The organism is Pseudomonas sp. BF-RE-22 (assembly GCF_019956155.1).
GTDB lineage: Bacteria > Pseudomonadota > Gammaproteobacteria > Pseudomonadales > Pseudomonadaceae > Aquipseudomonas > Aquipseudomonas migulae.
Genome location: NZ_JAHBDD010000065.1, coordinates 1 through 12524, shown reverse-complemented (window position 1 = coordinate 12524; position 12524 = coordinate 1). Strand labels below are relative to the sequence as shown.

The 12524-nt window shown below is 60.5% G+C and carries 10 protein-coding genes and 1 pseudogene; 9 read left to right on the top strand and 2 right to left on the bottom strand.

Annotated elements, in window-relative coordinates; translation table 11 throughout:
* The first annotated feature begins 78 nt into the window (after nt 1-78).
* The 4 genes and pseudogenes from KGA82_RS24480 (at nt 79) to KGA82_RS24470 (ending at nt 4314) form a co-directional block, all read left to right on the top strand.
* Entirely contained in the window at nt 79-471 is a 393-nt protein-coding gene (locus KGA82_RS24480; RefSeq protein WP_223452726.1) for a YbaN family protein, read from the top strand.
* Nucleotides 472-672: 201 nt separating this feature from the next.
* Nucleotides 673-1905: pseudogene (locus tag KGA82_RS29555) on the top strand (chemotaxis protein); the annotation flags it as partial.
* A gap of 150 nt (nt 1906-2055) precedes the next feature.
* Nucleotides 2056-2811, top strand: a complete 756-nt coding sequence (locus tag KGA82_RS29550; RefSeq protein WP_411738967.1) for a methyl-accepting chemotaxis protein — start codon at nt 2056-2058, stop codon at nt 2809-2811.
* A 171-nt stretch (nt 2812-2982) separates the two neighbouring features.
* On the top strand, nt 2983-4314 hold the full coding sequence (locus tag KGA82_RS24470) for a CoA transferase (protein WP_223452724.1): 1332 nt from the start codon (nt 2983-2985) through the stop codon (nt 4312-4314).
* A 125-nt stretch (nt 4315-4439) separates the two neighbouring features.
* Here KGA82_RS24470 and KGA82_RS24465 read toward each other — a convergent pair whose 3' ends face one another.
* The gene (locus KGA82_RS24465) at nt 4440-5303 is read right to left on the bottom strand and encodes a DNA-3-methyladenine glycosylase family protein (protein WP_223452723.1); all 864 of its coding nucleotides are present in this window, start codon (nt 5301-5303) and stop codon (nt 4440-4442) included.
* The gene (arcD, locus tag KGA82_RS24460) at nt 5300-6727 is read right to left on the bottom strand and encodes an arginine-ornithine antiporter (RefSeq protein ID WP_008027826.1); all 1428 of its coding nucleotides are present in this window, start codon (nt 6725-6727) and stop codon (nt 5300-5302) included. The genes KGA82_RS24465 and arcD (KGA82_RS24460) overlap by 4 nt, the downstream gene beginning before the upstream one ends.
* 458 nt (nt 6728-7185) lie before the next feature.
* Here arcD (KGA82_RS24460) and arcD (KGA82_RS24455) point away from each other — a divergent pair, with 458 nt between their 5' ends.
* The 5 genes from arcD (KGA82_RS24455) (at nt 7186) to KGA82_RS24435 (ending at nt 12444) form a co-directional block, all read left to right on the top strand.
* Nucleotides 7186-8613, top strand: coding sequence for an arginine-ornithine antiporter (gene arcD / locus KGA82_RS24455; protein WP_008038651.1), 1428 nt, complete (start codon nt 7186-7188; stop codon nt 8611-8613).
* Between the two features lie 35 nt (nt 8614-8648).
* Nucleotides 8649-9905, top strand: coding sequence for an arginine deiminase (gene arcA / locus KGA82_RS24450; protein WP_008027822.1), 1257 nt, complete (start codon nt 8649-8651; stop codon nt 9903-9905).
* A 69-nt stretch (nt 9906-9974) separates the two neighbouring features.
* Nucleotides 9975-10985: an ornithine carbamoyltransferase gene (locus KGA82_RS24445; protein ID WP_008027820.1), complete on the top strand. Its 1011-nt coding sequence runs from the start codon at nt 9975-9977 to the stop codon at nt 10983-10985.
* 154 nt (nt 10986-11139) lie between these two features.
* On the top strand, nt 11140-12069 hold the full coding sequence (gene arcC, locus KGA82_RS24440; protein WP_008027818.1) for a carbamate kinase: 930 nt from the start codon (nt 11140-11142) through the stop codon (nt 12067-12069).
* 12 nt (nt 12070-12081) lie between these two features.
* The gene (locus KGA82_RS24435) at nt 12082-12444 is read left to right on the top strand and encodes a DUF5064 family protein (RefSeq protein WP_008027817.1); all 363 of its coding nucleotides are present in this window, start codon (nt 12082-12084) and stop codon (nt 12442-12444) included.
* Nucleotides 12445-12524 lie beyond the last annotated feature (80 nt).

Sequence of the window (12524 nt, the reverse complement as noted above, 5' to 3'; positions counted from 1 at the left end):
ATAACGCGGTTTTTCTGACAGACCGCGTTATCGTTCTTCGCGGGCAAGCCTCGCTCCTACAGGTCATAAATCGACCTTATGACTCGCCCCTCCTCCAAACTCGCCCGTTTCCTGTTCGGCGCTCTCGCCTACATCAGCCTAGCCATCGGCCTGATCGCCATCGTCGTGCCAGGCCTGCCGACCACCGAGTTCGTCCTGCTCGCCGCCTGGGCCGCGACCAAGAGTTCGCCGCGCCTGAGTGCCTGGCTGGAAAACCATCGGCTGTTCGGTCCGATCCTCTGCAACTGGCGCAACGGCAAAATCGTTGCACGTCGAGCCAAGGTCAGTGCCACCGTGAGCATGCTGCTGTGCGCCGGGTTGATGCTGGTCATGCTCGATCACGGTTGGCCGGTTTACCTCGCCATCGCCGGCATGAGCCTGGGTAATCTGTGGATCTGGTCACGACCGGAATCACTGCCGCAAACCACCTGACACACTCCGCGATTTATCCCCGTTTTAAAGCGCTTTTCGGCACATTTTTCCGCGCAAACGTTCAACCATGACCGTTCGTCGGGGTCACCTTCATGCATCCTCGCCCCACGCCGATGCGCAGAGATTGGCGCTGAATGGATTTGGCGAACCGGGTCGACTTCGACTCGCAGCCAACACTTCATCCCTTCGCGAGTTCGTCCTATGTTCGACTCTCTGTCCATCCGCCTGAAAATCGTTCTGCTCTCCGGTCTATGCCTGCTGGGCGTGGTCGTCCTGATCGTCAGCATGAACTTCTACCAGACCAACCAGAACGATGAGCTGGTCAGCGCCTCCAGCAGCAAAATGCTCACCGACAGCGTGCAAGACCTGCTTCAGGCCAAGGCCGCCGAGCAAGCGGTGCGGGTGCAGAAAACCTTTGGCGAAAGCCTGCTGGTGGTGACCGCCCTCGCGGACCAGATCAAGGACATGCGCGCCCTGGCCGCCAAGCGCTCGCTTGAGGCCGGCGCCCTGCGTGAAGAGCTGAACCAGAGCCTGAAAACCGCCTTCGAGCGCAACAGTAAAGTGCTGGGGATCTGGCTGGCGTTCGAACCCAACGGTCTGGACGGCAAGGACAGCGAGTTCGCCAATGACGCCGCTCGCCAGTCCAACGAAGCCGGTCGTTTCGCCAGTTACTGGAGCCGTGCCGGTGGTACCGCGCTCAACACGATCATGGTCGAAGACGACATGACCAAAACCACCTTGAGCCTCAGCGGCACGCCTTACAACAGCTGGTACACCTGCCCTCGCGACAACAAGCGCACCTGCTTGCTGGACCCGTACGCCGACACCGTCGGCGGCAAGGAAATGCTGATGACCACCATTTCCGTACCGCTGCTGGTGGACGGCAAATCCATCGGCGTAGTCGGTGTGGACATCGCCCTCGACGCCCTTCAGGCAGCGGCTGTCGGTTCCCAGCGTGATCTGTTCAACAGCGCCGGGCACATGCTGATTGTCTCTGGCAGCGGCGTGCTTGCCGCTTACAGCGTCGATGCGAGCAAGGTCGGTAAAAGCATCGGTGAGACCCTGGGCGCAGAGGGCAAGGATGTCCTGCAATTGCTCAGCGGCGGCGCACCGAAAATCCTCGAACAAAGTGATTTGATTCGTGCGGTGTACCCGGTCAGCCCGATCAGCGATTCCAAAGCCTGGGGCGTGGTGATCGACCTGCCCAAGCAAGTGCTGCTGGCCGATTCGGTGAAGCTGCAAACGGTGCTCGATGATGCCCAGCAAAGCGGCACGATCAAAGCCGTGCTGGTGGCGGTCGCTGCCGGCCTCGTCGGCCTGCTGCTGATCTGGCTCACCGCGTCGGGCGTGACCCGGCCGATCAACAGCGTCGCCGAGATGCTCAAGGCCATTGCCAGCGGCGACGGCGACCTGACCCAGCGCCTGCATTACAGCAAGCAGGATGAACTGGGCGAATTGGTGAGTTGGTTCAACCGTTTCCTCGACAAGCTGCAACCGACCATCGCGCAGATCAAACAGAGCATCACCGATGCCCGTGGCACCGCCGATCAGTCTTCTGAGATCGCCCGCCAGACCAGCGAAGGCATGCAGGTGCAGTTCCGCGAAATCGACCAGGTCGCCACCGCGTCCAACGAAATGAGCGCCACGGCCCATGACGTCGCCAACAGTGCGTCGAACGCGGCAAACGCGGCCAAAGGCGCTGACCAGTCGGCTCGCGATGGCATGTCGATCATCGAACGCAGCACCCGCGACATCAATCAACTGGCCGACGAAGTCAGCAAGGCGGTGACCGAAGTCGAAGCGCTGGCGGTCAACAGCGAGCAGATCGGTTCGGTGCTGGAAGTCATCCGCAGCATCGCCGAGCAGACCAACCTGCTGGCGCTCAACGCCGCCATCGAAGCCGCCCGTGCCGGCGAGAGCGGTCGCGGTTTTGCGGTGGTGGCCGATGAAGTGCGCAACCTGGCCAAACGCACGCAGGATTCGGTGGAAGAGATCCGCATCGTCATCGAACGCATCCAGACCGGCACCCGCGGCGTAGTCGCTACCATGCATTCGAGCCAGACCCAGGCGCACAGCAACGCCGGGCAGATTCAACAAGCGGTGCAAGCCTTGAGCAAAATCAGCGACGCGGTCACGGTGATCAGCGACATGAACCTGCAAATCGCCAGCGCCGCCGAACAACAAAGCGCCGTGGCCGAAGAGGTCAACCGCAACGTCTCGGCGATCCGCACCGTCACCGAAACCCTGACCGGCCAGGCCACCGAATCGGCGCAGATCAGCAGCCAACTCAACTCCCTGACCACCCACCAGATGAAATTGATGGATCAGTTCCGCGTTTAACCAAACGCCGCCGATCCCTGTAGGAGCGAGGCTTGCCCGCGAAGAACGATGACGCGATCTGCCAGGTAGACCGCATCATCGTTCTTCGCGGGCAAGCCTCGCTCCTACAGGTTTCACCCGCATCATCAGCTGTTTGATCTATGCTCGGCCTCTCGTTCCGGAGGGCCTTCGATGACTGATTTACTCACGTCCATTCAAGCCGCACTCGGCTTGCCCCACACCCCGATTCCGTTCACCTCGAAGGGCGCCCTGCCCTCGGCGTTCGCCGTCACTGACCTGGCGAGCGCCAGCATTGCCGCTGCCGGCCAGGCGGTCAGCGAGTTACTGCACCAGCACACCGGTCGTTTGCCCAACCTTGAAGTCGACCGTCGCCTCGCCTCTTTCTGGTTCGCGACGTCGATCCGTCCCGTCGGCTGGAGCGTTCCTCCACTCTGGGACCCGGTGGCCGGAGACTACCCGACCAGCGACGGCTGGATCCGCCTGCACACCAACGCGCCTCATCACCGTGCGGCGGCCGAAAAAGTGCTCGGCGCCTGTGCCGATCGCGCCGCCGTGGCGAGCAAGGTTGCGCAATGGGCGAAAACCGATCTGGAACACGCCGTGGTCGAGGCCGGTGGCTGCGCCGCTGAAATGCGCAGCTGGGCGCAATGGCAGGCCCACCCTCAGGGCCAGGCGGTGAACTCTGAACCACTGATTCAGTTCAGCGCCGGCAACCCTGAACCGCCGTCATCGTGGCAAGGATCGGTGGCGCGACCGCTGGCCGGGATCAAGGTGCTGGATTTGACCCGCGTGCTTGCCGGCCCGGTCGCCAGTCGCTTTCTTGCCGGCCTCGGCGCCGACGTTTTGCGCATCGACCCACCGACCTGGAACGAGCCCGGCGTGGTGCCGGAAGTCACCTTGGGCAAACGCTGCGCACGCCTGGACTTGCATGACCCGGCAGATCGCATCCTGTTCGAAAGCCTGCTCAAGGACGCCGACATTCTGCTCCACGGCTACCGCGCCGATGCGCTGGAACGGCTGGGTTACGGCGTCGCCGAACGGCAGACACTCGCGCCCGGCCTGATCGACGTTTGCCTGAACGCCTACGGCTGGAGCGGACCATGGCAGAACCGCCGCGGCTTCGACAGCCTGGTGCAGATGAGCAGCGGGATTGCCGAAGCGGGGATGCAATGGAAGAAGGCGGACAAGCCGACGCCGTTGCCGGTGCAGGCGCTGGATCATGCCACCGGGTATTTGATGGCGGCTGCGGCGATCACGTTGCTGGGACGGGGCGGGGCGGCACGGTTGTCGCTGGCGCGGACGGCGAAATTGTTGATTGAACAGGGTGCGGGGACGAGTGAGCCGCTGCGGGCAGAGGATGAAAACGATCAGGACTTGTTGGTTGAACAGACGCCTTGGGGGCCGGCGCATCGGCTTCATGTGCCACTGAAAATCACCGGGACGCCGTTGCAGTGGGCGATACCGGCCTCCGAATTGGGTTCACATCGCGCGCAGTGGTGGTGATCTTGAAATAGCTTCGCTGGCAAGCCAGCTCCTACAGGGGATCAGCGTCGATCACAAAACCTGTGGGAGCGAGACCGGCTTGCCGGCGATTGCGGTCGAACAGTCACTAAAAATCCCGGATCAGTTCAGTCCGCCCGACTCAGTGATGTCCACAAAAGCTGCGCCGCATACCCTCGACAAGGTCGCCAACCTTCGGCCCGCGCCAACAACTCCCGAACCGTCACCCGCTCCCCCTCAAGCGCCGACAACGCATTGATCAATCCCACATCCCCATTCGGAAACGCATCCATCTCGCGCAATTGTCGCAAGGCAATGTACTGCGCCGTCCAGTCGCCAATCCCGTGCAACGCCAGCAACCGAGCCACACCACCCTCACGCCCCGGTTCAAACAACAACGGATCATCAAGCAACGCCTGGGCCACACCCGACAACGTCCGACCCCGGCTTTTCGGCATGCCCAGCGCCGCCAGATCCGCCTGCGCCAATACGCCAGCCACCGGGAACACCTGCGTGATACCGGGCAAAACCGACGCCAAAGGCGGCCCATATTGCACCACCAGTTTCCCCGCCAACCTGATCGCCGCAACCACGCTGATCTGCTGCCCCAGCACCGCACGAATCGCCAGTTCCAGACCGTCCCACGTCCCCGGAACCCGCAACCCCGGCCGCTCGGCAATCAACCGCGCCATCAACGGGTCAACCTCCAGCGACCGATGAATCGCCGCTAAATCCGCATCCAGATCAAACATCCGTCGCAACCGCGCAACGATCTCCGGCACCGCCGCCGGGTCAGGAAAATCCAGCGTCACTTCCAGCGCATCGCCCGCCACCGGCCTTATCGAAAACGTACCGTGAGCGCCGTCCAGGCCGATGCTGCGCGAATACACGCCATCCACCACCGTTTCCATTCCCGCCACGGCCCGCGCCGACAAGAACCCCAGCATCGCCGGCCAGTCATAGGGCGGCTGATAGGCCAGCCGCAACCTCACAACGACAGAAATCCGCTGTACAAGCCATACGCCGCCAAACCGGCGCCGCTGATGACCGCGGTAAATATCCCTTTCTCGATCGCTGTAAACAGCGGCTCACCCTGCTCGCGTTTGGCCTTGGCGAACAGAATTACCCCCGGCGCATACAACAACGCCGACAGCAGCAAATACTTGACCCCGCCGGCGTACAACAGCCACACCGCATAACTCAGCGCGATGCCGCCGATCAGCAAGTCCTTGGTGCGTTCCGCCGACGCGTGCTCGTACGTTTCGCCGCGCCCGCTCAACAACACCGCATACGCTGCCGACCACAGATACGGCACCAGAATCATCGACGACGCGAGGTAGATCAGGCTGGTGTAAGTCCCGGCGGAAAACAGCGTGATCAGCAGGAAAAGCTGGATCATCACGTTGGTCAGCCACAGCGCATTGACCGGCACATGGTTGGCGTTTTCCTTTTTCAGGAAGGCCGGCATGGTCTTGTCCTTGGCCGTGGCAAAGAGGATTTCGGCGCAAAGCAGCGCCCAGGAGAGCAACGCGCCGAGCAGCGAAATCGCCAGGCCAATGCTGATCAACAACGCGCCCCAGGGCCCGACGATATGTTCCAGCACCGCCGCCAGTGACGGGTTCTGCAGGTTGGCCAGTTCCGGCTGGCTCATGATCCCCAGCGACAACACATTCACCAGCACCAACAGCGCCAGCACGCCAATAAAACCGATGACCGTCGCCCGGCCGACATCCGAACGTTTTTCCGCCCGTGCCGAATACACACTGGCGCCCTCGATGCCGATGAACACAAACACGGTGACCAGCATCATGTTGCGCACCTGATCCATCACGCCGCCGAAATTCGGGTTGCTGCGGCCCCAGATGTCACGGGTAAAGATGTCAGCCTTGAACGCCACGGCGGCGATGACGATGAACATGATCAGGGGCACGATCTTGGCCACGGTGGTCAACTGATTGATGAACGTCGCCTCCTTGATCCCGCGCAGCACCAGAAAGTGCACGGCCCACAGCAGGACCGAGGCGCAACCGATGGCGATGGGCGTGTTGCCCTGGCCAAACACCGGAAAGAAGTAACCGAGGGTGCTGAACAGCAGAACGAAGTAACCGACGTTGCCCAGCCAGGCGCTGATCCAGTACCCCCACGCGGACGAGAACCCCATGTAGTCGCCGAACCCTGCCTTCGCGTAGGCGTACACCCCGGAGTCCAGCTCGGGTTTGCGATTGGCCAGCGTCTGGAACACGAAGGCCAGCGTCAGCATTCCGACGGCGGTGATGGCCCAACCGATCAATATCGCGCCGGCATCGGCACGGGCGGCCATGTTCTGTGGCAAGGAAAAGATCCCGCCACCAATCATCGATCCAACCACCAGCGCGATCAGTGCGCTCAGGCGTAGTTTTTGCGTCGGTTGCGACATGCCTGCGTCTCCATTTTTCCCGATGTGACCGGGGAATGACCACGGCCGGGAAACCGTCACATGGTTGGTTTTAACTAAATAGGTACAGCGTAATAACGTTTATTAGAAAACGCCAAGTCATGTCCGTTATTTATAGCGGATGATTCTATTAGCGTCTTGGCAAAGAGCGAATTTGTGGGTCAATCTTAATTAATCGATTCCATACCTGAAACCGGCGTCAAAAATTTGCGGAACGCAGAAAACGAACTAGCGTAAAAGTTCCAAGCAATTGGAGTTATTCCTTTTGTATGAGTCGAGGCCTCTGGACCGGGCTTTTCCGGAAATACCGTTATGCCCGGAAAAGGTTCATAAGTCTTTCATTAACAATGGAATGTAGCCATGCACTGATCTAAGTCAGCTGACTGAATTGCTAACAGAACTACTCTGTTGTCTCTCTTCTCCTGCATTGGAGTCATGCAATGTCTGAATCCCCCGGAAAACTGAAACTCGGTGCACTTGTTGCGTTGGTTGTCGGCTCTATGATTGGTGGCGGGATCTTTTCTTTGCCCCAGAACATGGCCGCCAGTGCCGACGTCGGCGCGGTGCTGATCGGTTGGGCCATCACTGCCGTAGGCATGCTGACACTCGCCTTCGTGTTCCAGACACTCGCCAATCGCAAACCTGACTTGGACGGCGGGGTCTACGCCTACGCCAAGGCCGGATTCGGCGACTACATGGGTTTCTCCTCCGCGTGGGGTTACTGGATTAGTGCCTGGCTCGGTAACGTCGGTTACTTCGTCCTGCTGTTCAGCACTCTCGGCTACTTCTTCCCGATCTTCGGCGAAGGCAATACCGTTGCCGCTGTGATTGGTGCGTCGCTGCTGCTTTGGGGCGTGCACTTCCTCGTGCTGCGCGGGATCAAGGAAGCGGCGTTCATCAACCTGGTGACCACCGTCGCCAAGGTCGTGCCGCTGCTGCTGTTTGTGCTGATCGCGATTTTCGCCTTCAAGCTCGACATCTTCACCGCTGACATCTGGGGCGTGAAAAACCCCGACCTGGGCAGCGTGATGAACCAGGTGCGCAAAATGATGCTGGTCACCGTCTGGGTGTTCATCGGCATCGAAGGCGCGAGCATCTTCTCGGCGCGGGCGGAAAAGCGCAGCGACGTCGGTAAAGCCACCGTGATCGGCTTCATCACCGTGCTGTTGTTCCTGGTGCTGGTGAACGTGCTGTCGCTGGGCATCATGACCCAACCGGAACTGGCGAAACTGCAGAACCCGTCGATGGCCGCGGTGCTGGAGCACGTGGTCGGTCACTGGGGCGCGGTGCTGATCAGCGTCGGCCTGATCATTTCCCTGCTCGGTGCGTTGCTGTCATGGGTGCTGTTGTGTGCGGAGATCATGTTCGCCGCCGCCAAGGACCACACCATGCCGGAATTCCTGCGCAAGGAGAACGCCAACCATGTGCCGGTCAATGCCTTGTGGCTGACCAACGCGATGGTGCAGCTGTTCCTGATTATCACGTTGTTTTCCGCCAGTACTTACCTGTCGCTGATCTACCTCGCCACTTCAATGATTCTGGTGCCGTATCTGTGGTCCGCGGCTTATGCACTGCTGCTGGCGGTGCGCGGCGAGAGTTATGAAAACGACTCGGGCGAACGCTCGAAGGATTTGCTCATCGGTGCCATCGCGGTGATCTACGCGGTCTGGCTGGTCTACGCAGGGGGCACCAAATACTTGCTGTTGTCTGCCCTGCTCTATGCGCCCGGGGTCATCCTGTTCGCCAAGGCCAAGCGAGAACTCGGCAAACCGATTTTCACCAACGTCGAGAAGCTGATTTTTGCAGCCGTCATCGTGGGCGCCCTGGTGGCAGCTTACGGGCTGTATGACGGCTTCCTGACCCTGTAATACCCGATTGTTTTGTCATCTGGAGGATCACTGTAATGACCACGGAAAAAGTTAAGTACGGCGTACATTCCGAAGCCGGCAAACTGCGCAAAGTCATGGTTTGCTCCCCCGGCCTGGCCCACCAGCGGCTGACCCCGAACAACTGCGACGAACTGCTTTTCGATGATGTGCTGTGGGTCGCCCAGGCCAAGCGTGACCATTTCGATTTCGTCACCAAGATGCGTGAACGCGGGGTCGACGTGCTGGAAATGCACAACCTGCTGACCGACATCGTCGCGATTCCTGAAGCCCTCGACTGGATTCTGGAACGCAAGGTCACCGCCAATTCGGTCGGCTTGGGGTTGATCGATGAAACGAAGTCATGGCTGCGCAGCCTGGAGCCGCGCAAGATCGCTGAGTTCCTGATTGGCGGCGTCTCCGCCGATGACCTGCCGGACAGTTTCGGCGGCAAGACCATCCAGATGTTCCGCGATTTCCTCGGCCACTCCAGCTTCATTCTGCCGCCGCTGCCCAACACCCAGTTCACCCGCGACACCACGTGCTGGATCTACGGCGGCGTGACGCTGAACCCGATGTACTGGCCGGCGCGCCGTCAGGAAACCTTGCTGACCACCGCCATCTACAAATTCCACCCGCAGTTCACCAACGCCGACTTCGAAATCTGGTACGGCGATCCGGACCAGGAACACGGCAGTTCCACCCTTGAAGGCGGCGACGTCATGCCGATCGGCAACGGCGTGGTGTTGATCGGCATGGGCGAACGCTCATCCCGTCAGGCCATCGGCTTGTTGGCCCTGAACCTGTTCAAGAACAAGGCCGTGGAAAAAGTCATCGTCGCCGGTCTGCCGAAGTCCCGTGCGGCCATGCACCTGGACACAGTGTTCAGCTTCTGCGACCGCGACCTGGTGACGATTTTCCCGGAAGTGGTGAATCAGATCGTCGGCTTCACCCTGCGCCCGGATGAAGGCAAACAAGGGGGCATCGACATCCGTCGCGAAGAAGGCAACTTCCTCGACGTGGTGGCCAAGGCATTGAACCTCAAAGCGTTGCGCGTGGTGGAAACCGGCGGCAACAGCTTCGCCGCCGAACGCGAGCAGTGGGACGACGGCAACAACGTGGTGGCCGTGGAACCCGGCGTGGTGATCGGCTATGACCGCAACACCTACACCAACACCCTGCTGCGCAAGGCCGGTGTGGAAGTCATCACCATCAGCGCCGGTGAACTGGGACGCGGGCGTGGCGGCGGCCACTGCATGACCTGCCCGATCATCCGCGACCCTATCGACTACTAAACGACCATCCCCCCGGCCGCACTGACCCGGTAGCGGCCGGGCCGATTACCGAACTCAAGGAGAATCATCATGGCGTTCAACATCCACAACCGTAACCTGCTCAGCCTGGAGCACCACACGCCCCGTGAGCTGCGTTACCTGCTCGACCTGTCCCGTGACCTCAAACGCGCGAAGTACACCGGCACCGAGCAACAACACCTCAAAGGCAACAACATCGCGCTGATCTTCGAAAAAACCTCGACCCGCACCCGTTGCGCCTTCGAAGTCGCGGCCTATGATCAGGGCGCCAACGTCACCTACATCGACCCGAACTCCTCGCAAATCGGCCACAAGGAAAGCATGAAGGACACCGCCCGCGTACTGGGGCGCATGTACGACGCTATCGAATACCGTGGCTTCAAGCAGGAAATCGTCGAGGAACTGGCCAAGTTCGCCGGTGTGCCGGTGTTCAACGGGCTGACCGACGAGTACCACCCGACGCAAATGATCGCCGACGTGCTGACCATGCGTGAACACGCGGACAAGCCGATCCACGAAATCAGCTACGCCTACCTGGGCGACGCGCGCAACAACATGGGCAACTCGCTGCTGCTGATCGGCGCCAAGCTGGGCATGGACGTGCGCATCTGCGCGCCGAAAGCCCTGTGGCCCCTTGATGACCTGGTCTCGCGCTGCAAGAAATACGCGGAAGAAAGCGGCGCCCGCATCACCTTGACCGAAGACCCGAAAGCAGCGGTCAAGGGCGTGGACTTCATCCACACCGACGTTTGGGTGTCGATGGGCGAGCCGGTCGAAGCCTGGGCTGAACGCATCCAGCAACTGTTGCCCTACCAGGTCAACGCGGAACTGATGAAAGCCACCGGCAACCCGCGCACCAAGTTCATGCACTGCCTGCCGGCGTTCCATAACAGCGACACCAAGGTCGGTAAACAGATTGCCGAGCAGTATCCGCACCTGTCCAACGGCATCGAGGTCACCGATGACGTGTTCGAGTCGCCAGCGTGCATCGCCTTCGAGCAAGCGGAAAACCGCATGCACACGATCAAGGCGATCCTGGTGTCGACCCTGGCTGACCTGTAACGGCTGACCCGGCCTCCTGTAGGAGCCGGCTTGCTGGCGATGGCATCACCGCGGTGCATCTGACAGACCGAGGAGATGCCATCGCCAGCAAGCCGGCTCCTACAAGGGTCCGCTCCGGGTCGCTCGCCATTTCTTTGTTTAGAAGGACTGAATCATGCGTATCGTCGTTGCTCTGGGCGGTAACGCCCTGCTCCGCCGTGGTGAACCCATGACCGCGGACAACCAACGCGCCAACATCCGGATCGCCACCGAACAGATCGCCAAGATCCATGCCGGCAACGAACTGGTCATCGCCCACGGCAACGGCCCGCAGGTCGGCCTGCTGTCGTTGCAGGCGGCGGCCTACACCTCGGTGTCGCCTTACCCGCTGGACGTGCTCGGCGCCGAAACCGAAGGCATGATCGGCTACATCATCGAACAGGAACTGGGCAACCTGCTGGACTTCGAAGTGCCCTTCGCCACGCTCCTGACCCAGGTCGAAGTCGACGCCAACGACCCGGCCTTCCAGAACCCGACCAAACCCATCGGACCGGTGTACGCCAAGGCAGAAGCAGAAAAACTCGCCGCCGAAAAAGGCTGGGCGATTGCCCCGGACGGCGACAAATTCCGCCGCGTGGTGGCCAGCCCGAGACCGAAACGCATCTTCGAAATCCGCCCGATCAAGTGGCTGCTGGAAAAAGGCAGCATCGTGATTTGCGCCGGCGGTGGCGGCATTCCGACCATGTACGGCGCTCATGGCAAGCTGCAAGGCGTGGAAGCGGTGATCGACAAAGACCTGTGCTCGGCGCTGCTGGCCGAACAGCTGGACAGCGATTTGCTGGTGATTGCCACCGACGTCAGCGCGGCCTTCATCGACTACGGTAAACCCACACAAAAGGCCATCGGCCAGGCACACCCGGACGAAATGGAAAAACTCGGCTTCGCCGCCGGCTCCATGGGACCCAAGGTTCAGGCAGCCTGCGAGTTCGCGCGCCATACTGGAAAAGTCGCGGTGATCGGTTCACTCTCGGACATCGAGGCGATCGTCCAGGGCACGGCCGGCACCCGCATCAGCACGGCAAAACCTGGCATTACTTATTTATAAGGAGAACCGTCAATGGCACAGTTCGAGCCCGGTCACCTGCACATTGAGCGCCATGCACTGACACCGGACGATGTCAGCTACAACGTGCACCTAGACTATGAAGTCAGCAAGAATCCCAAGGGGGAGAAAGGGATTCAGTTCACCCTGCATGGCAGTATTCAAGGAAAGGACGTGAAGGAGCCCTTCTTTCTGCGCAAGGAGGAAGCCTACAACTTCGCCAACAACGTAACGAAAATCGCCGAGAAGTACGGGATTCCGAAGACCCACAGCCAGATCGGCTCGGTCCACAAGCATTACGATCTGATGTTCGAAGACATCCGCAAGCAGCTGGATATGAAATCCGGCGACCCGGTGAACATCGAACACTTCGAATAACCCACGCTTCAAATTGTAGGAGCCGGCTTGCTGGCGATGGCATCACCTCGGTGTATCTGACAGACCGCAGAGACTGTCTC

Coding starts and splice junctions, on each gene's coding strand:
- KGA82_RS29550 (WP_411738967.1), top strand. CDS start 2,056: ATGCAGGTGCAGTTCCGCGAAATCGACCAGGTCGCCACCGCGTCCAAC.
- KGA82_RS24480 (WP_223452726.1), top strand. CDS start 79: ATGACTCGCCCCTCCTCCAAACTCGCCCGTTTCCTGTTCGGCGCTCTC.
- KGA82_RS24435 (WP_008027817.1), top strand. CDS start 12,082: ATGGCACAGTTCGAGCCCGGTCACCTGCACATTGAGCGCCATGCACTG.
- arcD (WP_008027826.1), bottom strand. CDS start 6,727: ATGTCGCAACCGACGCAAAAACTACGCCTGAGCGCACTGATCGCGCTG.
- KGA82_RS24445 (WP_008027820.1), top strand. CDS start 9,975: ATGGCGTTCAACATCCACAACCGTAACCTGCTCAGCCTGGAGCACCAC.
- arcA (WP_008027822.1), top strand. CDS start 8,649: ATGACCACGGAAAAAGTTAAGTACGGCGTACATTCCGAAGCCGGCAAA.
- arcD (WP_008038651.1), top strand. CDS start 7,186: ATGTCTGAATCCCCCGGAAAACTGAAACTCGGTGCACTTGTTGCGTTG.
- KGA82_RS24470 (WP_223452724.1), top strand. CDS start 2,983: ATGACTGATTTACTCACGTCCATTCAAGCCGCACTCGGCTTGCCCCAC.
- arcC (WP_008027818.1), top strand. CDS start 11,140: ATGCGTATCGTCGTTGCTCTGGGCGGTAACGCCCTGCTCCGCCGTGGT.